The sequence below is a fragment of the Raineya sp. genome (assembly GCF_053497555.1).
Genome location: NZ_JBRCWE010000056.1, coordinates 1 through 19,091, shown reverse-complemented (window position 1 = coordinate 19,091; position 19,091 = coordinate 1). Strand labels below are relative to the sequence as shown.

24 protein-coding genes are annotated in these 19,091 nt (G+C 40.5%); 3 read left to right on the top strand and 21 right to left on the bottom strand.

Translation table 11 applies throughout. The annotated features are described in order from the left end of the window. Positions 1 to 4 precede the first annotated feature (4 nt). Complete coding sequence (lon, locus tag ACWITO_RS07205; protein ID WP_448529321.1) at positions 5 to 2,485, bottom strand: endopeptidase La; 2,481 nt, start codon at positions 2,483 to 2,485, stop codon at positions 5 to 7. 472 nt (positions 2,486 to 2,957) lie between these two features. Between lon and ACWITO_RS07200 the strand changes: the two genes are divergently transcribed. Continuing rightward, a complete protein-coding gene (locus ACWITO_RS07200) occupies positions 2,958 to 4,940 on the top strand; it encodes an OmpA family protein (RefSeq protein ID WP_448529320.1) in 1,983 nt (660 codons plus the stop codon). Positions 4,941 to 5,075: 135 nt separating this feature from the next. Here the strand turns inward: ACWITO_RS07200 and rpsN are convergent, their stop codons facing one another. The 14 genes from rpsN to rplC form a co-directional block, all read right to left on the bottom strand. Beyond that, positions 5,076 to 5,345 carry a 30S ribosomal protein S14 gene (gene rpsN, locus ACWITO_RS07195; RefSeq protein WP_101358954.1) on the bottom strand — a complete coding sequence of 90 codons (270 nt, stop codon included), beginning with the start codon at positions 5,343 to 5,345 and terminating at the stop codon, positions 5,076 to 5,078. Positions 5,346 to 5,358: 13 nt separating this feature from the next. After that, positions 5,359 to 5,916 (bottom strand): 50S ribosomal protein L5, encoded by a 558-nt coding sequence (gene rplE / locus ACWITO_RS07190; protein WP_101358953.1) that lies wholly within the window; start codon positions 5,914 to 5,916, stop codon positions 5,359 to 5,361. Beyond that, the gene (gene rplX, locus ACWITO_RS07185; RefSeq protein ID WP_448529319.1) at positions 5,916 to 6,257 is read right to left on the bottom strand and encodes a 50S ribosomal protein L24; all 342 of its coding nucleotides are present in this window, start codon (positions 6,255 to 6,257) and stop codon (positions 5,916 to 5,918) included. Before rplX ends, rplE begins: the two co-directional genes overlap by 1 nt. Before the next feature lie 5 nt (positions 6,258 to 6,262). Beyond that, positions 6,263 to 6,631: a 50S ribosomal protein L14 gene (gene rplN, locus ACWITO_RS07180; RefSeq protein ID WP_448529318.1), complete on the bottom strand. Its 369-nt coding sequence runs from the start codon at positions 6,629 to 6,631 to the stop codon at positions 6,263 to 6,265. 2 nt (positions 6,632 to 6,633) lie between these two features. Further along, positions 6,634 to 6,903, bottom strand: a complete 270-nt coding sequence (rpsQ, locus tag ACWITO_RS07175; RefSeq protein ID WP_101358950.1) for a 30S ribosomal protein S17 — start codon at positions 6,901 to 6,903, stop codon at positions 6,634 to 6,636. A gap of 7 nt (positions 6,904 to 6,910) precedes the next feature. Beyond that, positions 6,911 to 7,105, bottom strand: a complete 195-nt coding sequence (gene rpmC, locus ACWITO_RS07170; protein ID WP_448529317.1) for a 50S ribosomal protein L29 — start codon at positions 7,103 to 7,105, stop codon at positions 6,911 to 6,913. A gap of 12 nt (positions 7,106 to 7,117) precedes the next feature. Further along, positions 7,118 to 7,540 carry a 50S ribosomal protein L16 gene (gene rplP, locus ACWITO_RS07165; RefSeq protein ID WP_101358948.1) on the bottom strand — a complete coding sequence of 141 codons (423 nt, stop codon included), beginning with the start codon at positions 7,538 to 7,540 and terminating at the stop codon, positions 7,118 to 7,120. Positions 7,541 to 7,621: 81 nt separating this feature from the next. Continuing rightward, positions 7,622 to 8,353: a 30S ribosomal protein S3 gene (rpsC, locus tag ACWITO_RS07160; RefSeq protein WP_448529316.1), complete on the bottom strand. Its 732-nt coding sequence runs from the start codon at positions 8,351 to 8,353 to the stop codon at positions 7,622 to 7,624. Positions 8,354 to 8,358: 5 nt separating this feature from the next. Then, positions 8,359 to 8,742: a 50S ribosomal protein L22 gene (gene rplV / locus ACWITO_RS07155; protein ID WP_448529315.1), complete on the bottom strand. Its 384-nt coding sequence runs from the start codon at positions 8,740 to 8,742 to the stop codon at positions 8,359 to 8,361. A 48-nt stretch (positions 8,743 to 8,790) separates the two neighbouring features. Further along, a complete protein-coding gene (gene rpsS, locus ACWITO_RS07150; RefSeq protein ID WP_101358945.1) occupies positions 8,791 to 9,069 on the bottom strand; it encodes a 30S ribosomal protein S19 in 279 nt (92 codons plus the stop codon). A gap of 9 nt (positions 9,070 to 9,078) precedes the next feature. Beyond that, positions 9,079 to 9,903 carry a 50S ribosomal protein L2 gene (gene rplB / locus ACWITO_RS07145; RefSeq protein WP_448529314.1) on the bottom strand — a complete coding sequence of 275 codons (825 nt, stop codon included), beginning with the start codon at positions 9,901 to 9,903 and terminating at the stop codon, positions 9,079 to 9,081. A gap of 59 nt (positions 9,904 to 9,962) precedes the next feature. Next, positions 9,963 to 10,253: a 50S ribosomal protein L23 gene (gene rplW, locus ACWITO_RS07140; RefSeq protein WP_448529313.1), complete on the bottom strand. Its 291-nt coding sequence runs from the start codon at positions 10,251 to 10,253 to the stop codon at positions 9,963 to 9,965. Positions 10,254 to 10,257: 4 nt separating this feature from the next. Further along, positions 10,258 to 10,890 (bottom strand): 50S ribosomal protein L4, encoded by a 633-nt coding sequence (gene rplD / locus ACWITO_RS07135; protein WP_101358942.1) that lies wholly within the window; start codon positions 10,888 to 10,890, stop codon positions 10,258 to 10,260. An 11-nt stretch (positions 10,891 to 10,901) separates the two neighbouring features. Beyond that, positions 10,902 to 11,522: a 50S ribosomal protein L3 gene (gene rplC / locus ACWITO_RS07130; protein ID WP_448529312.1), complete on the bottom strand. Its 621-nt coding sequence runs from the start codon at positions 11,520 to 11,522 to the stop codon at positions 10,902 to 10,904. A 244-nt stretch (positions 11,523 to 11,766) separates the two neighbouring features. On the opposite strand from rplC, the gene ACWITO_RS07125 reads away from it, so the two are divergent. After that, positions 11,767 to 13,113, top strand: a complete 1,347-nt coding sequence (locus ACWITO_RS07125) for a cytochrome ubiquinol oxidase subunit I (RefSeq protein WP_448529311.1) — start codon at positions 11,767 to 11,769, stop codon at positions 13,111 to 13,113. A gap of 13 nt (positions 13,114 to 13,126) precedes the next feature. Further along, positions 13,127 to 14,164: a cytochrome d ubiquinol oxidase subunit II gene (gene cydB, locus ACWITO_RS07120; RefSeq protein ID WP_448529310.1), complete on the top strand. Its 1,038-nt coding sequence runs from the start codon at positions 13,127 to 13,129 to the stop codon at positions 14,162 to 14,164. A 50-nt stretch (positions 14,165 to 14,214) separates the two neighbouring features. Here cydB and ACWITO_RS07115 read toward each other — a convergent pair whose 3' ends face one another. The 6 genes from ACWITO_RS07115 to ACWITO_RS07090 form a co-directional block, all read right to left on the bottom strand. Then, positions 14,215 to 14,406 (bottom strand): CDGSH iron-sulfur domain-containing protein, encoded by a 192-nt coding sequence (locus tag ACWITO_RS07115; protein WP_448529309.1) that lies wholly within the window; start codon positions 14,404 to 14,406, stop codon positions 14,215 to 14,217. Between the two features lie 34 nt (positions 14,407 to 14,440). Continuing rightward, positions 14,441 to 15,328: a lipoyl synthase gene (gene lipA / locus ACWITO_RS07110; protein ID WP_448529308.1), complete on the bottom strand. Its 888-nt coding sequence runs from the start codon at positions 15,326 to 15,328 to the stop codon at positions 14,441 to 14,443. Between the two features lie 42 nt (positions 15,329 to 15,370). After that, complete coding sequence (locus tag ACWITO_RS07105) at positions 15,371 to 15,955, bottom strand: Uma2 family endonuclease (protein ID WP_448529307.1); 585 nt, start codon at positions 15,953 to 15,955, stop codon at positions 15,371 to 15,373. A gap of 13 nt (positions 15,956 to 15,968) precedes the next feature. Beyond that, on the bottom strand, positions 15,969 to 16,553 hold the full coding sequence (locus ACWITO_RS07100) for a Uma2 family endonuclease (RefSeq protein WP_448529306.1): 585 nt from the start codon (positions 16,551 to 16,553) through the stop codon (positions 15,969 to 15,971). A 75-nt stretch (positions 16,554 to 16,628) separates the two neighbouring features. Further along, on the bottom strand, positions 16,629 to 18,065 hold the full coding sequence (locus ACWITO_RS07095; RefSeq protein ID WP_448529305.1) for a TolC family protein: 1,437 nt from the start codon (positions 18,063 to 18,065) through the stop codon (positions 16,629 to 16,631). Between the two features lie 17 nt (positions 18,066 to 18,082). Next, positions 18,083 to 19,091, bottom strand: a 1,009-nt coding sequence (locus tag ACWITO_RS07090; RefSeq protein ID WP_448529304.1) for an efflux RND transporter permease subunit, incomplete at its 5' end; no start/stop codon positions are given.

The window sequence follows — 19,091 nt, the reverse complement described above, 5'->3', positions numbered from 1 at the left end:
CGTTTTAAGCATTTAGAAGCATTTTTTCATTTTCAGCAATTTCAAAGACCATTGCATTTGCTACTTTTTGCGGAAGCAAAGCCTGCAAAAGCACCTCTTGGGCTGTATCTACATAATGAATTTCTAAGCCTTTGAGATAATGAGCAGGTATTTCCCGAACATCTTTCTCGTTTCGTTTAGGCAAAAGCACTTCTTTAATACCTGCTCTTATGGCGGCTAAAAGTTTTTCTTTCACCCCACCAATAGGCAATACTTTACCTCGCAAAGTAATTTCTCCTGTCATTGCCAATTTGTCTTTCACTTTTCTTTGTGTATAAACCGAAGCCAAAGCTGTAAGTATAGTAATGCCTGCCGAAGGACCATCTTTGGGTACAGCCCCAGCAGGTACGTGTATGTGTAAATCGTATTGTTCAAAAAGGCGATGGTCTATCTGATACTCTTGTGCGTGAGCTTTCAGGTACGAAAGAGCCGCCGAAACAGATTCTTTCATTACTTCGCCGAGTTGCCCTGAAATAGTAAGTTTGCCTTTTCCTTTGCTCAAAGAGGCTTCTACGAAAAGAATTTCGCCACCTGTGGCAGTCCAAGCGAGTCCTGTAACTATGCCTGCGATTTCATCATTTTCGTAAATTTCTTTGTCGAAAGTCGGTGTACCTAATAGTTTTTCTACCACTTCGGGGGTTATTTTCTTGGAATAAGGCTCTTCCAATGCCACCGATTTGGCTACTTTACGCAAAATTGCACCTATTTTCCGTTCCAAATTCCTCACCCCCGACTCGCGAGTGTAGCTTTCAATAACAGCCCGAATAGCACTATCTGTAAAGCTCACTTGGCGAGCATTTAAGCCATTTTCTTGTCTTTGTTTGGGAATAAGATGCCTTTTGGCTATTTCCAATTTTTCTTCGGTAGTATAGCCACTGATTTCAATAATTTCCATTCTATCACGCAAAGCGGGGTGAATGGTGTCCAGCGTATTGGCAGTAGCAATAAACAGCACTTTGGAAAGGTCGTATTCTACTTCCAGATAGTTATCAACAAAGGTGCTATTTTGTTCGGGGTCTAGCACTTCCAAAAGTGCTGAAGCGGGGTCACCTTTATAGTCAGCTCCAATTTTATCAATTTCATCAAGTATCATCACAGGATTAGAAGTTCCTGCCTTTTTGATACTACTGATGAATTTGCCCGGCATAGCTCCAATATACGTTTTGCGATGCCCACGGATTTCGGCTTCGTCGTGCAAGCCACCCAAAGACATACGTACATACTTTCTGCCCAAAGCCTTTGCAATAGAACGCCCCAAAGAGGTTTTTCCTACACCGGGCGGTCCGTAAAGGCAAAGAATAGGTCCTCGTAAGTCTTTTTTAAGTTTCAGTACAGCCAAGTATTCCAAAATTCTTTCCTTGACTTTCTCCAAGCCGTAATGGTCTTCGTCCAAAATTCTTTGAGCATTTTTCAGGTCTAAATTATCTTCCGAATATTCGCCCCAAGGCAAATCCAGCAGTAACTCAATGTAATTGAGATTGATAGCATATTCAGGGGAGGCAGGATTGGCACGTTGCAGACGCACCAGCTCTCTTTCAAAATGTTTGGCAACCTGCTCACTCCACTTCTTTTGAGCGGCTTTCTGACGAAGTTCATCAATTTTTACGCCTCCTGCTTCGTCCCCAAGCTCATCTTGCAAAACTTTCAGTTGTTGGCGTAAAAAATAGTCGCGTTGTTGCTGTTCTATATCCGAATGTGCTTTGCTTTGTATTTCGTGTTTGAGTTCAAGCATTTGCACTTCGCGAAGCATAAACTCCAAAAGTTTGGTAGCACGCTCCACGCCGTCATTTATTTCCAAAAGTTGTTGCTTTTCGTGTAATTCGGCATTGAGGTTTGAAGCCAAGAAATGAGTCAGAAAAGCAAGGGACTCAATGTTATCCACAGCAATTTGGGCTTCCTGTGGAATATCAGGGTTGAGTTTTAGAATTTTGATAGCCGATTCTTTCAAAGAAGCTATCAGAGCTTTCACTTCTCGCGAGTAATGCGTTGGGAATTGTTCGGGTAAGCCTTCTATTTTTGCCCAAAAGTAAGGCTCCTCACGCATAAACCGCTGAATTTCAAAACGCCCACGCCCTTGTATGATGATAGTCATACTGCCATCAGGCATATTGATAGTTTTGAGAATATGCCCCAGAGTGCCTATATGGTACAAATCTTGTGCAGTAGGTTCTTCTACATTCGGATTTTTGAGGGCTACTACCCCTAAAACTTTATCAGCTTTATTTACTTTTTTTACCAAACGAATAGCCTTTTTTCGGCTCACCGTAACAGGTACAACCACACCCGGATAAAGAACCGTGTTGCGAAGTGCTAAAATTCCTATTTCTTCGGGTATCTTTTCATTATTTTGAGAACCTTCACCGAAAATAGAAATCACCTCCACACTGGTATCGTTTCCGTTTTCCTTCAAAAATGTTGAATTATTTTTTTTCGCTTTCTTGGTCATTGTAGAACGATTTTTGCTTATCTATCAAAAAGAACTGACAAAAAGTCATTTAAGAATAAGTGAGCATTTGCAGGTAGCTTTGGGTATAAAACCCCTCAAATATCTTTTTGGTATGTGCTTTACCGAAAAAATCTGGCAAAAATAGGTAATTTCAATTATTGTGCCAAAAAGGGGTGGCAGGGCAGAAAGTCAGATAAATGATTTTTTTTGTAAGTTTTTAGTAAAAAAATCATTTTTTTGCTAATTTTACAAGTTGAAAGTCTTAAAATCGCAAACTTTTACAAATTTAGTTTTTTTGATAAAACCTAACACTATGAGGTTGTCTAAATTTGAATGCAAGTCTATTTTTAGGTTCAAGAATTCCAAAAGTTCAAAGTTCAAGGGGGCAGAAGTTCAAAAGTTCAAACTAAAACTTTCAACTTTCCAACCTCAAACTTTTCAAATCCGCTTTCCTCAATTTGAGGCAGGTTCTATGATTTATCGTAGTGTAGTAAGTATTTTTATTTTTGTACTTTTCGTACATTTTTTACAAGCCCAACCCGATAAGATAAAATCGCAAGGAGTTGTGAAAATCAAAGACCCCGTAGTAGGCAAGTACCCCGAAAGTGTGTTTGAGTTTCCCAAAATCAACGCTACCAAATATTATTCTGACGAAAAAAAATGGCAAAAAATAGAAAAGCTCATCAAAAATCATAAATATAAAGAGGCTTACCCTTTACTTTTTGACTATGTCAAAAGTTTTGGAATTGAAAACTTCTATCGCGATGCCGAAAAAATGTGGATTCTGGCTAAAATGATAGAACTATTAGATGATTTTGAAGCCTCTAAAAGCCTTTACAGAACCATTCTCAAACATCACAAAGGTAGCGAAGTAAAAGCCATAGAATTGCATTTTGATAGTATGACCGTCAATCAGAAAATTTACTACGTGCCTATTGAATACTACTACGAACTTGTAGAATATCGCAAACTCGTTGATACCCTAATGCCTCCCGAAGCTCTGCTCTTGGAAATGGATTTTGCTATCAACTCTACCAAAGCTGATTATGCCCCTACTACTTTTGCAAGACAAAATGACACACTCATCATTTTCAGTTCCAAACGCAAAGAAAAACAAGTAATGGCTATCAAGCGAGATACCAAAGCCAATGAAGACCTCTATTTTTCTCATAAAATAGACGGCAACTGGACAGAAGCCAAAGAGTTTAAGGGGCTTAATACAGGCTATAATGAAGGTTCTGCACATTTGAGCAAAGACGGCAAAACGCTGTATTTTTCTCGTTGCGATTCCCCCGATGGGTATGGAAACTGCGATATTTACGTAGCCTACTTGCAACCCGATAGCTCTTGGAAAGTACAAAATTTAGGCATCAACATCAATAGTGTAGCTTGGGACTCGCACCCTGCTCTTTCCAAAAATGAAGACACCTTATACTTCGCTTCTGATAGATTAGGCGGTTTTGGGCTTGCGGATATTTACTTCTCTTACAAATTGCCCGATGGTTCTTGGGCAAAGGCTCAAAATTTAGGTCCTACTATCAATACGCGTGGCAGTGAGGTAAGTCCTTATGTGCATCCTGTATATGATGTGCTATATTTTAGCTCCAACGGGCATTTGGTTAATTTTGGTGGTTTTGATATTTACAAGTCTTACAAACTTTTCGGACGTTGGCAAGAGCCTTTCAATGTTGGTCCGCTTGTCAATAGCAATGCCGATGAATATTATTTTACCATTGACCGCCAAGCCAAGTATTTGTATTATGCCAAAGCTAGCGAAGATGAACCCGACAATCTCAATTTATTCTCCTTCCCTGTACCTATGGAAGCCAAACCTGATGCCACGGTGATTTTCAAAGGTAAAGTGGTAGATAGCCAAACAGGTAACCCTTTTCAAGGAATTGTTTCTGTTATTGATTTGGACAATGGTATTGAAGTTGCCCCCCAATACCTACGTCCCGATGGTTCGTATGAGTTTCAATTACGCAAGAATAATAACTATCTTGTAATTATTACGGGAGATGATTTTTTCAGGATTGAAAAAAAGTTTTTCCTCACAGGCGATACGCAAATGGATTTGCAAGGCGAGGCAATTCGCTTTAATAAATGGAAATTTGCTTCATTGGAGTTTGATGGGGGTAGTGCAGAAATAAAACCTGAAATGCAAGCTGATTTGGATAAAGTAGTATACTTTATGACTGATCACCCTAATATTCGTATCAAAATCAGCGGACATACCGACTCTGACGGCAACGATGATGCCAACCTCAAACTTTCGCAGGCTCGTGCCGATGCTATCAAGAAGTACATTGTAGAAAAAGGTAAAATTTCGCCCAGCCGTATAGACGCTATTGGCTACGGTAGTACCCGCCCGATTGTGGTAGAAAAAACAGCCGAAGACAAAAAGCTCAATCGTCGTGTTGAGTTTGAAATTCTAACCAAGACGAAACAGGAATAGCCCTCTATCATTTTCTCAAAAATAGAATATTTTGAATAGTTGGAAGTTTGAGCTTCAAAGGTTTAAGATTTCCAAACGTTCAAAATCAGAAATAAAAAAGACACAAAACTTTTTGAGATTTTGTGTCTGAATTTTTTACCAACTTGCTTTTTTTACGCCGGGCAATTTGCCTTCCAAAGCCCACTGACGAAGCAATACCCTTGAAATACCAAATCGGCGAATGTAACCTTTGGGACGACCAGTGATTTTGCAACGATTGTGCAAACGTACAGGCGAGGCGTTGCGAGGCAATTTGTCCAGAGCCTCATAGTCCCCTGCTTCTTTGAGGGCTTTACGTTTTGCGGCGTAGCGAGCTACTAATCTTTCTCTTTTTCGCTCACGTGCTTTGATAGATTCTTTTGCCATAAGATTGGTTTAATTATTTTTTCAAGTTTGCAAAGGGCATACCGAACGCTTTGAGCAATTCGTAGGCTTCTTTATCAGTTTCGGCAGTGGTTACAAAAGTAATATCCATTCCCGAAATACGATTTACCTTATCAATACTAATTTCAGGGAAAATGATTTGCTCTTTTACACCCAAAGTGTAATTTCCTCTGCCATCAAAACTTTTATCACTTACTCCTTTGAAATCCCTTACGCGAGGCAAGGCAATAGTCATCAATCTATCCAAGAACTCGTACATAATATTACCACGAAGCGTTACCCTTGCACCAATGGGCATATTTTCACGGAGTTTGAAGTTGGAAATAGCCTTTTTAGCAAAAGTAGGCACGGCTTTTTGTCCTGTAATCATTGTGAGTTCTTCTACTCCCTGTTCAACGAGCTTTTTGTCGGCTACGGCGGCACCAATACCTTTATTGATGACAATTTTGGTAATGCGAGGAACTTGCATTACAGATTTGTAGCCAAACTGCTCCTTTAGGGCAGGGACGATTTCCTTCAAATACTTTTCTTTCAGCCTAGGAGTTGTTGCCATTATAGTATAAATTCGTTAGTTTTTTTAGAATAACGTTGTAATTTGCCTTTATCGTTGCGTTTTCTACCTGTACGGGTAGGTTCGCCAGTTTTGGGGTCTATGAGCATTAGGTTGCTGATATGAATACCAGCTTCCTTTTCTACAATTCCCCCTTGCGGATTAGTAGCCGAAGGTTTTACGTGTCTTTTTACGATATTCAAACCTTCAACAATGGCACGGTCTTTATCGGTAAGCATCTTGATAACCTTACCTTTTTTACCCTTCTCATCGCCAGCAATCACCAAAACCATATCGCCAGTTTTGATGTGATATTTTTTCTGTTTGTTGAACTTTCTTTCCATAATGCTTACAATACTTCGGGGGCTAATGAAACGATTTTCATAAATTGTTTTTCACGCAATTCACGAGCCACAGGACCGAAAATACGTGTTCCACGAGGTTCGTCTTGGTTGTTGAGCAATACGGCGGCATTGTCTTCAAAACGAATGTAAGAGCCATCTTTACGACGTACTTCTTTTTTAGTTCTTACGATAACAGCACGCGAAATTGCCCCTTTTTTGATATTTCCCGAAGGGATAGCCGACTTGACAGCAACAACGATTTTATCGCCTACGGTAGCATACTTTTTGCCTGTACCCCCTAAAATGCGAATACAAAGCACTTCTTTGGCACCGCTGTTATCAGCCACATTTAATCTAGATTCTTGGCGTATCATAATTACTTGGCTTTTTCAATGATTTCAACTAATCTCCAACGTTTGCGTTTGCTAAGTGGTCTGGTTTCCATAATTCTGACCACATCACCGATATTACACTCGTTCTTTTCGTCGTGAGCCATAAATTTGGTAGTTTTTTTCATAAACTTACCATAAATAGGGTGCTTCACTCTACGCTCTACGGCAACTACGATAGATTTTTGCATTTTATTGCTAACTACTTTGCCAACTTTTTCTTTGCGGGCATTTCGTTCAACGGCAGTCTGTTCCATAATTTTCTTATTTTCCGAGTTCTTTCTGTCTGATAACCGTCTGAATACGAGCTACAACTTTACGAGCTTCACGCAAACGCATAGGGTTTTCTATGGGAGCGATAGCGTGAGCCATTTTCAGTTTCAAGAGAGCATCTCTTTCTTCTGCCAATTTTTCTTTCAACTCTTCCAAAGAGAGTTTTTTTAATTCCGCTGCTTTCATAACACACAAGCATTAAGATTCAACATAATCTCTACGCACAACAAATTTGGTTTTTACGGGTAGTTTTTGAGCGGCAAGTCTGAGAGCCTCTTGGGCAACCTCTTGTTTTACGCCAGCAATTTCGAAAAGAATAGTACCCGGTTTTACGCAAGCAACCCAATATTCGGGAGCCCCTTTTCCTTTACCCATACGCACCTCGGCGGGCTTCTTGGTTACAGGTTTGTCGGGGAATATGCGTATCCAAACTTGTCCTTCACGTTTCATTTCGCGTGTCATTGAAATACGAGCCGCTTCAATTTGGCGAGCTGTAATCCAAGCCGCTTCCAAAGATTTGATAGCAAAAGAGCCAAAAGCAATTTCTGCTCCACGTGTAGCAATGCCTTTCACACGTCCTTTTTGCTGTTTTCTGTATTTGGTTCTTTTTGGTTGTAACATTGCTCTTTTCGTTTAATAGGTAACCACATAACGAAAGCCTCCTTGCTCAATGGTAACGGCATTGAACCGAAGGCTTAAGGCTTACTTTTCTTTTCTTCTTCTTTTCTTTCCGCCACCACTACCGCCTTTTTTGCGATTTTCTTTCAAAGAAGAAGCCTCTTCTGAAAGTCCGGGATAAAGATTGGGTTTTCCGTAGATTTCACCTTTGAAAATCCAAACTTTTACACCAATTTTACCATATACGGTATCTGCTTCTGCCACCGCATAATCAATATCGGCACGCAAAGTGTGCAAAGGGATACGTCCTTCTTTATATTGCTCGGCACGAGCCATATCTGCACCACCCAAACGACCAGAAACCTTCACCTTGATACCTTCTACCCCTACACGCATAGCCGCCGCAATGGCTTGTTTCATAGCTCTACGATACGAAACACGGGCTCTGATTTGCTGAGCAATGGTATCGGCTACCAAGCGAGCATCTTTTTCAGGGCGTTCAATTTCAAAAATATTGATTTGAATATCTTTGCCAGTGAGCTTTTTAAGTTCTTCCTTGATTTTATCTACTTCATTACCCCCTTTGCCAATCACCACGCCGGGACGAGCCGTTTGGATAGTAAGTGTAATGCGTTTCAAGGTACGTTCAATCAGGATACGAGCAATGCCTCCTTTGGGTACACGTGCTTCAACGTATTTTCTGATTTTTTCGTCTTCTACTAATTTTTCAGGGAAATCTTTTCCACCGAACCAATTAGACTCCCAACCTTTGGTAATACCTAATCTGAAACCTATCGGATGCGTTTTTTGTCCCATTGTGTTTATTCATTTACGAGTTTATCAAGAGAAGGAGCGAACAAAGCGTTTCTATCGTCAATAATCACGGTTACGTGGTTAGAACGCTTACGAATACGATGAGCTCTGCCTTGTGGAGCAGGGCGAAGACGTTTGAGCATTCTGCCGTGTCCTACGAAAATAGTCTTCACAAACAAATCAGCATCTTCCAATCTGGTACTGGGGTTGTGCTGTTGCCAATTTGCCACTGCCGAAAGCAAAAGTTTTTCAAGGCTACGAGCGGCGTGATTGGGCTGATATTTGAGTACATTCAGGGCTTGCCCTACTTCCATACCGCGAATTAAATCCACCACAAGTTTCATTTTGCGGGGCGAAGTAGGTACATTTCTAAGTTTAGCAACTGCTTCCATACTTTGTTGTTTTTAAGAGGTTTTTCGGAGTATCCTCCATTCCATACATTACTTTTTACCTTTGTCTTTTTTGGCGGCGTGTCCGCGGAAAGTACGCGTAGGGGCAAATTCGCCAAGTTTATGACCAACCATTTGTTCCGTTACATATACAGGGATAAATTTATTTCCGTTATGTACCGCAAAGGTGTGTCCTACGAAATCGGGAGAAATGGTAGAACGACGCGACCAAGTCTTGATAACCGACTTCTTGCCCGACTTTTCCATATCCAAGACTTTCTTGGTAAGTCTGAAATCTACGTAAGGTCCTTTTTTCAGTGAGCGTCCCATACTTTCTTATTATTTTTTACGTCTGCTGATAATTAAACGAGTAGAATACTTTTTCTTGTTACGAGTTTTCTTACCTTTGGCAAGCAAACCTTTGCGAGAGCGAGGGTGTCCTCCTGAAGCTCTACCTTCACCACCACCCATAGGGTGATCCACGGGGTTCATCGCTACACCACGCGTACGAGGTCTGATACCCATCCAACGCTTTCTACCCGCCTTACCGATTTGTTCATTCATATGGTCGGCATTAGAAACCTTACCCACAGTAGCCATACAAGCGGCAAGCACCATACGCATTTCGCCAGAAGGCAATTTGAGCGTAACGTATTTTTCGTCTTTGGCAAGCACTTGAGCGTAAGTTCCTGCACTACGGGCAAGTCCGCCACCTTTTCCCGGTTTGAACTCAATATTATGTACAATGGTACCAAGTGGCATTGCTCCCAGAGGTAATGCGTTACCCAAATCAGGAGCTACATTTTTACCTGATTTGATAGTCATACCCACTTTCAAGCCTTCGGGGGCAATGATATAGCGTTTTTCACCATCTTCGTATTGCACCAAAGCGATGTATGCAGTACGATTGGGGTCATATTCTATGCTAAGCACTTGTGCAGGTACATCAAATTTATCGCGTTTGAAATCAATGATACGATAGCGTCTTTTGTGTCCGCCACCGATATAACGCATAGTCATTTTTCCTTGGTTATTGCGACCACCTGTTTTTTTCAGGGGAGCAAGCAAGGATTTTTCGGGCTCGGTTTTGGTTATTTCCGTAAATACGGGAGCTATTCTAAAACGTTGCCCGGGTGTTACGGGTTTTAATTTCTTTACTGCCATTTTGTTTCTTCTTTTTCAGTGAAGCACTATAAGTTAATGAAAGTTTTAGCAAGGTACGTTTAGCTATTGCCATACACATCTATAAAATCACCTTCTGCTACACGTACAAGGGCTTTTTTATAGGCTTGTGTTCTACCAGATAAAACATTGGTTTTGGTATAACGTACTTTGGGCTTTCCGCCATAGCGTAAGGTATTTACGCTTTCTACGGTTACGCCATATATTCTTTCTATTTCATTTTTGATTTCCACTTTGTTGGCTTTTTTATCCACAATGAAAGTGTAAATGCCTTTATCGTGAAGCCTAGCGGCTTTTTCGCCAATTACCGCCTTTTTAAGTATCGTCTTCATATCCTTATTCTTTTACTAAAATTTCTTGGATTTTGGCAACCGCTCCTTCGCACAAAATTACTACGTCAGCATTCATTACTGCATAAGTATTGAGGTCAGAAGCTACAATGGTATTTGCTTTGGGCAAATTTCTACCAGAAAGATACACATTGGGGGTGTGTTCGGGTAGCACAAGAAGCGTCTTTTTGTCTTGAACAGCTAATTTTTCAAGAATTGCCAAATATTCTTTGGTTTTGGGCTTATCAAAGCTGAAGTTTTCTAATACTTTGATAGCATTTTCTTGGGCTTTGTAGGTAAGAGCCGACTTACGAGCCAAGATTTTGGTTTTCTTGTTGAGCTTGAAGTCGTAATCGCGAGGTCTAGGACCGAAAATACGTCCTCCGTGGCGGAACAAAGGGTTCTTGATACTACCTTTACGAGAGCCACCTGTACCTTTTTGGCGATGAAGTTTGCGGGTAGAGCCGTGCACTTCGTTTCTTTCTTTGGATTTGTGTGTTCCCTGACGCTGTGCCGCCAAATAGTGTTTTACATCTAAATACACAACGTGCTGATTAGGCTCAATCGCAAAAATCTCATCGGGCAGGTTGATAGCCCTGCCTGTTTCTGTGCCTTGTATATTCAAAACGGGTAATTGCATCGCTGTAAAAATTATTTTTCAATGATAACAAAAGAGTTTATCGCACCGGGTACTGAACCTTTTACGATAATGAGGTTCTTTTCAGGAATAACTTTCAAAACTTTAAGGTTTTGCACTTTTACACGGTCGTTACCTGTTCTACCTGCCATACGGCGACCTTTGAATACGTGCCCAGGTGTAGAACCAGGACCCATTGAACCAGGGTGGCGTTGGCGGTTGTGCTGTCCGTGTGTTTGCCCACCTACACCGCTGAAGCCGTGTCTTTTCACAACTCCCTGAAAACCTTTACCTTTGGAAGTACCTACTACATCAACAACGTCACCTTCTGCAAAAACATCTTGCACAGAAAGGGATTCGCCAAGTTGTAGGGCTTTCTGAAAGCCTTTGAACTCCACTAATTTACGTTTCGGGGTAGTACCCGCTTTCTTGAAGTGTCCGAGCAATGGCAGTGGCGTATTTTTTTCTTTTGCTTCGCCAAAGCCAAGCTGTACTGCTTCATAACCGTCTTTTTCCTTCGTCTTCACTTGCGTAACCACGCAAGGACCAGCCTCTATTACTGTGCATCCGACAAGCTGTCCATCGGCACTGAAAAAGCTAGTCATTCCGATTTTTTTTCCAATAAGACCAGACATTGTACTTTTTTCGCTTAAATTTCAAAAAATCAATCCCTTACGATAGGGTTTCCGTAAGGGACTGCAAATTTAGGAAAAGATTTTAGAATAAAAAAATTTTTTCAATTATTTTTCAAGAACTTGTGCGTTTAACCCAAAATCGTCTAAAATTATAGAAACTTTTTAGCTTCAAAATTGTTACATAAACTAAAAAACATATTTATTTGTATATTTTTTTAATGAACTAATCTAAAAATCTTCATTTATGGATACCGAAATACTGGCACGCCTACAATTTGCCTTCACGGTGGCTTTTCATTACATTTATCCACCTTTAAGCATTGGCATCGGACTGCTTATGGCGATTTTTGAGGGACTTTACCTCAAAACAGGCAACAAAGATTACGAAATGCTTGCCCGTTTTTGGCTCAAAATCTTTGCTATTACTTTTGGCATTGGAGTCGCTACGGGTATTATTATGGAATTTGAGTTTGGCACGAACTGGGCAGTTTATTCCAAATACGTAGGTGATGTTTTTGGGAGTGCTTTGGCGGCAGAAGGCTTGTTTGCTTTTGCGATGGAAAGCACGTTCTTAGGAATATTGCTTTTTGGTTGGAACAAAGTTTCACCCAAAGTGCATTTTCTTTCTACCATTGGGGTATTACTTGGTTCAATGTTTTCGGCAATTTGGATAGTAGTAGCCAATAGCTGGCAACAAACCCCCGCAGGCTATCATATTGTAGGCGAAGGACTCAATGCCCGAGCCGAAATCACCGACTTTTGGGCGATGGTCTTCAATCCTTCAAGTGTAGATAGAATTATTCACGTATGGCAAGGAGCATTTTTGGCAGGAGCTTTTATGGTTTTGAGCGTACACGCCTATTATTTACGCAAAGGGAAATATGTAGCCGTTTCTCAAAAAGCCTTCAAAATTGCTCTAACCGTAGCAACGATTTTCTCTTTAAGTCAATTGCTTTCGGGGCATAGCTCTGCCGATGGGGTTGCCAAAAATCAGCCTGCCAAGCTCGCCGCAATGGAAGGACACTACCCCGCCAACGCTCCCGCCGATTTGTACCTGTTCGGCTGGGTAAATCAGCAAGAACAAAAAGTAACAGGCTTGAAAATCGGTGGCGGTTTATCTTTTTTGGTGCATCAAGATTTTAATGCTCCTATCAAAGGCTTAAATGCCTTTCCCAAAGAGAACCAGCCCCCCCAAGTAAATGCTGTGTTTCAGTTTTACCATATTATGATAAGTATCGGAATGTTTCTGATTGCTCTCACCTTGTACGCTTCTTTTTTGTGGTGGCGAGGCAAACTTTTTGAGCAAAAATGGCTTTTGTGGATATTCACTTTTTCGGTTTTATTGCCTCAAATTGCTAATCAGGCGGGGTGGTTTGCCGCCGAAATGGGCAGACAGCCTTGGGTAGTATATGGCTTGCTACGAACCAGCGAGGCTCTTTCCAAAGAAGTACAAGCTCAACAAATTTTATTTTCACTTATTTTGTTTGCCGTAGTTTATACGCTGTTGTTTTTGCTGTTTTTGTATTTTATCAGCAAAAAAATCAAGCAAGGTTTTGCCGAAGAAACTCAATTCTCCTTGAAAACCCTCTAAACATTTTGAAATTATGGAAACATTTTTAGGAATAGATTATCCTACTTGGTGGTTTTTGGTAGTAGGCTTGCTGATTTCGGGCTATGCGATTTTAGAAGGTTTTGATTATGGAGCAGGTGCTTGGCATTTATTTTTCCGAAAAGATGAAAGTCGTAGAATTGCCATTGCCGCCATCAGCCCCATTTGGGATGCTAACCAAGTTTTTCTTATTATTGGTGGAGGAGCTATATTTGCAGGTTTCCCTGTGTTGTATGCTACAATGCTTTCAGCAATGTATATTCCTTTTATGCTTTTTTTGATGCTATTGGTATTGCGTTCGGCGGCTATCAAGTTCCGTAGTGCCGAGCCAATGCTTTGGTGGCGAAAAACTTGGGACGTTATCTATGCTGTATCCAACATTCTACTTGCTTTTTTGGCAGGGGTAGTGATTGGCAATTTTTTACAAGGTTTTCCTATTGGCAAGGATTTTCGGTATGAGGGAGGTATGTTTTGGAGTTTCCTACAACCCTATCCTGTGCTTATTGGGCTTACCTCGCTGTTTTTGTTTATGACACAAGGGGCAATCTTTCTGCTACTCAAAACCGAAGGAAAATTACACGAAAGGCTTACCTTTTTGCTCAAAAGAGGAATGGCTTTGTTTATTGTTACTTTTGGGATAGCTTCTATTTATACATTGGTATTTGTACCGGGAGTAGCCGATAGTTTCCGAGCAAAGCCTGTGTTTTTCGTTTTACCTGTGCTGGCTCTTTTGGCAATTGCTAATATCCCTCGTTTGGCTTCAAAAAGTAAGTATTTGCAAGCATTGATATTTTCTTCGCTAACGATGGCATTTTTGCTGATGCTTGTAGCATTTCAGTTGTTTCCAACCCTGATGAAATCTACCATAGACCCCGCTTATAGCATTACCATTTACAATGCGGCTTCTTCTGTGAAATCATTAAAGATAATGCTCAATTTTGTAGCCGTAGGCACGCCTATAATGATTGTGTACTTGCTATTTTTATACCGAACTTTTTGGGGAAAAGTGAAACTTGAAGATATAAATTATTGAGCCAAAAGCGAGTAAATCGCAGTAGTGATTTACTCGCTTGCTACAAACTTTTAGCCCTGAAATCCTATTTTCTTGTGCGAACCATCGCAGTAGGGCTTTTTTTCCGAAGCTCCACAACGACAAAGAAAGGTTTTCTCCTTTTCAATTTTTTGAACTTCTCCACCCACTTTTAATGTACAAGTACCATAAACCACCATAGGTCCGTTGGGTAGAATTTCAATTTGTGTGGCTTGCTGTTCCATAAGGTTAAGGTTTTTTAGGTGTAAAAAATAATCATCAAATCGGAACATTTACGTGCCTTTCGGCGTGGTAAGAAGAGCGTACCAAAGGACCTGCTTCTACATATTTTAAGCCTCTTTTCAAGCCCTCTTCTTTGTAATGCTCAAACAAATCGGGGTGAATGTACTCCACTACTTCCAAGTGCATTTTAGTAGGTTGCAAATACTGCCCCAGCGTAAGAATATCCAACCCATTGGCTACCAAATCGTCCATTGCTTCATAAACCTCGTCGCGAGTTTCGCCCAAGCCCAACATTATGCCTGATTTGGTACGTTTGCCAAATTCTTTGGTACGGCGAATTTGCTCCAAACTGCGTTCATATTTCGCTTGGGGACGTACCCTGCGATACAAACGCTTAATGGTTTCCATATTATGTGAAACTACCTCCTGCCCTGCGGAAATCATTGTGTATAGAGCCTCCCAATTGCCTTTTACATCAGGAATAAGGGTTTCAATGGTTGTTTCGGGGCATAGTTCTTTGGTCAGTCTTACGGTTTCGTGCCAAATTGCCGCTCCTCGGTCTTTCAATTCATCTCTATTCACCGAAGTAATAACAGCGTGCTTTATACCCATAAGTTTAATTGCTTCTGCTACTCTACGAGGCTCATCTGTATCGTATTCGGTAGGTTTGCCCGTAGCCACTGCACAAAATGTACAGCTACGCGTACAAACATTTCCTAAAATCATAAAGGTTGCCGTACCCGCTCCCCAACATTCGCCCATATTAGGGCAGTTGCCACTCTCACAAATCGTATGCAGTTTGTAGGTATCTACGAGTTTTCTTACTTTGGCGTATTCGTGTCCTACGGGCAGTTTTACACGTAGCCAATGCGGTTTTTTCGTTTTATGTTCTTTTTCAGAAGTTACAACAGGCAGTTCTATCATTGTGGTAATTTTGAATTAAAATACAAAAATATCGTAAAGCAATTATAGCAAAATACTCAAATCTACGACCAAATTTGGCAAAATGTCTTTTCCCGTAAGGCTTTTTCCTGCAAAACCTTCTACAATTTCAGGCTCTTGGGGGCTTTGTGTGTAAATATAAGCCTTTTGCTCTTGCAAATCTATCAGCCAAGCAAGTTTTACGCCATTGGCTACCCATTCTCGTATCTTTTCTTGCAAATCTTTGAGCCTATCCGTAGCAGACTTGATTTCTATCACAAAATCGGGGCGAAGTGGAACAAACTTTTCTTTTTCCGCTTCGCTCAATGCCTCCCAACGACTCCGCTCCACTACTGCCACATCAGGCGACTTGATAGACGTATCGGGCAAACGAAAGCCCGTGCTGGAATCAAATACTATCCCAAATTTTTCTTTTCTATTCCAAAAGGTTAGCTCTGCATTTAGTTCAGAATTTACTTTCCCTGTTTTTCCGCCTGTAAGTGCCATAACAATAATATCGCCTTGGGCAGTGCGTTCAAATTTCAAATGGTCGTTTTGCCTGCAAAATTCAAAAAATTCATCATCAGTGAAACTAAGCGTTTCGGGTATGTGTAAAATGGTGGTTTCCATACTATTTTGCAAACTATACTAATACATTCAAATCTACGACCAAATTTGGCAAAATATCTTTTCCTGTAAGGCTTTTTTCTGCAAAACCTTCTACAATTTCAGGCTCTTGGGGGCTTTGTGTGTAAATATAAGCCTTTTGCTCTTGCAAATCTATCAGCCAAGCAAGTTTTACGCCATTGGCTACCCATTCTCGCATCTTTTCTTGCAAATCTTTGAGCCTATCCGTAGCAGACTTGATTTCTATCACAAAATCGGGGCAAAGTGGAACAAACTTTTCTTTTTCCGCTTCGCTCAATGCCTCCCAACGACTTCGCTCCACTACTGCCACATCAGGCGACTTGATAGACGTATCGGGCAAACGAAAACCCGTGCTGGAATCAAATACCTCACCAAAACTCGTATTTCTGTTCCATAGTTCTATTTCAAACAAAATTTTAGCATTTGCTCTACCTGTTTTTCCACCTGTAAGTGCCATAACAATAATATCGCCTTGAGCAGTGCGTTCAAATTTCAAATGGTCGTTTTGCCTGCAAAATTCAAAAAATTCATCATCAGTGAAACTAAGCGTTTCGGGTATGTGTAAAATAGTGGTTTCCATACCAAAATGAGGCTTATAGCATTTTCACAAAGATAAACATTTTCAGAAAAAAGAAGGTTTAAGGAAGCACAAATTTTATTGCCAACCACCTCCTAAAGCCCTATATAGAGCAATCGCATACTGAAACTGATGCAAACGAATTTCAAACAAATCTATCTCTGCCTCTAATACTGCTTTTTGGGTGGTGATTACCTCCAAATAATTCGCAAAGCCTGTCTTGAATAAGTCTTGCGAGGTAATAATAGCTCTTTGCAACTCTTCTACTTCTTTGTTTCGCAAATCATAAACTACTTGCAAATTGGCAAGAATCTTTTGAAAAGTTTGAATTTCCTGAAAAGCTCGCAGGAGCGTTTTTTGATATTCAAAATAAGCCTCATAATTCCGAGCTATGCTTACTTTATGGTTTGCTTTGAGGGCATTGTTCTGAAAAATAGGGGCTACTAAACCTCCCAATAAACCAAAAGCCAAAGATGCTGGATTGAACAAAACATCACTTCGGAATGAATTAAACCCTGCGTAAGCATCAAGAGTTAGCGAGGGTAAAAAGGCGGCTTGTGCAGAACGTACATCAAAACGAGCCGCTTCCAATTCTTTTTCTGCCATACGTACATCAGGACGCAAGCGGAGCATCTGTACAGGCGTACCTGTGCGAATAGTAGGAATAGCTTTTTCTGAAAAATTACGAGAACGAGCAATCTTTTGAGGCATTCTACCACACAAAAAATTAATTTGATTTTCCAAATCTGTAATTTGGTTTTCTAAAAGAAACTGCAAACTTCTTGTACGATAAAGCTGAGCTTGAGTTTGCTGTACCGCTAGTTCGGTAGCTCTGCCTGCCTCTTTTTGTGTTTTCATCAAAACCAGCACTTGCTCCTGCAACTGAATATTTCTGATTACTACTTCCAATTCACTATCCAACGCCAAAATTTGGTAATACAAAGTTGCAATATGGGCTATGAGTTCCGTAACTATCAGATTTTTATATTCTTGCGAAGCTAAAATGCGAGCTTGTTGAGCCTTTTTGCTACTGCGTAACTTTGTCCAAATATCTATTTCCCAAGTACTTCGCAAACCTACGAAAAAATCGGGGGTAGGGCGAGTAGGAATACGCTGGTTTTCGTTGATATTTCCTGAAAGATTAGTGTCAAAATTACCTACGCCATTCATTGTAAAATCGCCGAATTTATCTGCTCCCGCCGATGCGTGAAAACGCAGGTTAGGCAAAAGAACTCCCTTGCTGTACAAATACTCTGCTTTGGCTTTTTCAATGCGTTGCAAAGCGATTTGTAAATCTCTATTATTTTGCAAAGCAATGGCTATCAGGCTCTCTAGTTCATCATCTTGAAAAAAATCTTGCCATTTGAGCAGTGCTACTGAATTTGTGTCTTGGGAAGCTAACTCAAAACTTTTTGGAATTTCTACTTTTAGGGGTTCTTGAATAGGAACAAAATAACGTTGGCAAGAAAAAAATAAGAACAAAATGCTCCAAAAAATGTATTTTTTTAGGCTCATAGACATTTTTGAAATGATTAGTTTTTTTCGGAAAATGACAAAACTTCTTGATTTTCTGATGTATGATTTTCGTTTGTAGTGCTTTGTTGGGCAGTTTTTTTCTTTTTCCCTAATTCAGCCATTATTACATATAAGCCGGGTATCACAAATACTCCCAATACTGTACCAATGAGCATACCTCCTACGGAAGCAATACCAATGGACTGATTGCCAGCGGCACCTGCACCCGAAGCCAAACACAAGGGTATCAGACCTGCAATGAAGGCAAGTGAAGTCATCAGGATAGGACGCAAGCGTGAGCCCGCCCCTTCTACTGCGGCTTTTAGAGCAGAAACTCCCTCTTTCTGCCGCTGAATGGCAAACTCTACAATCAAAATAGCATTTTTACCCAAAAGTCCTACAAGCATTACAAGGGCTACTTGTGCGTAGATATTATTTTCCAAACCTGTAATTTTCAAAAAGAAATAAGAACCAAAAACTCCCAAAGGTAAAGAAAATAACACGGCAAGCGGCAAGGCAAAACTTTCGTACTGAGCCGAAAGTATCAAATACACAAAAAGCAAACAAATTAAAAAAATATAAAGCGTTTGATTTCCCGCCAAAATCTCTTCTCTTGTAATTCCTGACCATTCAATAACATAACCTTTTGGCAGAACCTCTCGGGCAACCTCCTCAACAGCACGAATGGCATCACCACTGCTATAACCTTCGGCGGCTTCGCCATTGATAAGTGCCGTAATATACATATTGTAACGAGTGATTTGCTCCGCCCCATACACACGCTCCAAACGTACAAAAGAAGCAAATGAAACCATTTCGCCTTGATCATTTTTTACATAAAGTTGTAAAATATCTTCGGGTTTAGAGCGATATTGTGGTTTGAGCTGAATCATTACTTTGTACATTTGCCCAAAACGAATAAAATTAGAGGCATAATAGCTACCAATAAGAGCTTGCAATGTTTCCATTGCGTTCTCAATGCTTACTCCCTTTTTGGCGGCAACTTCTTGGTCAAGATGAATGAGA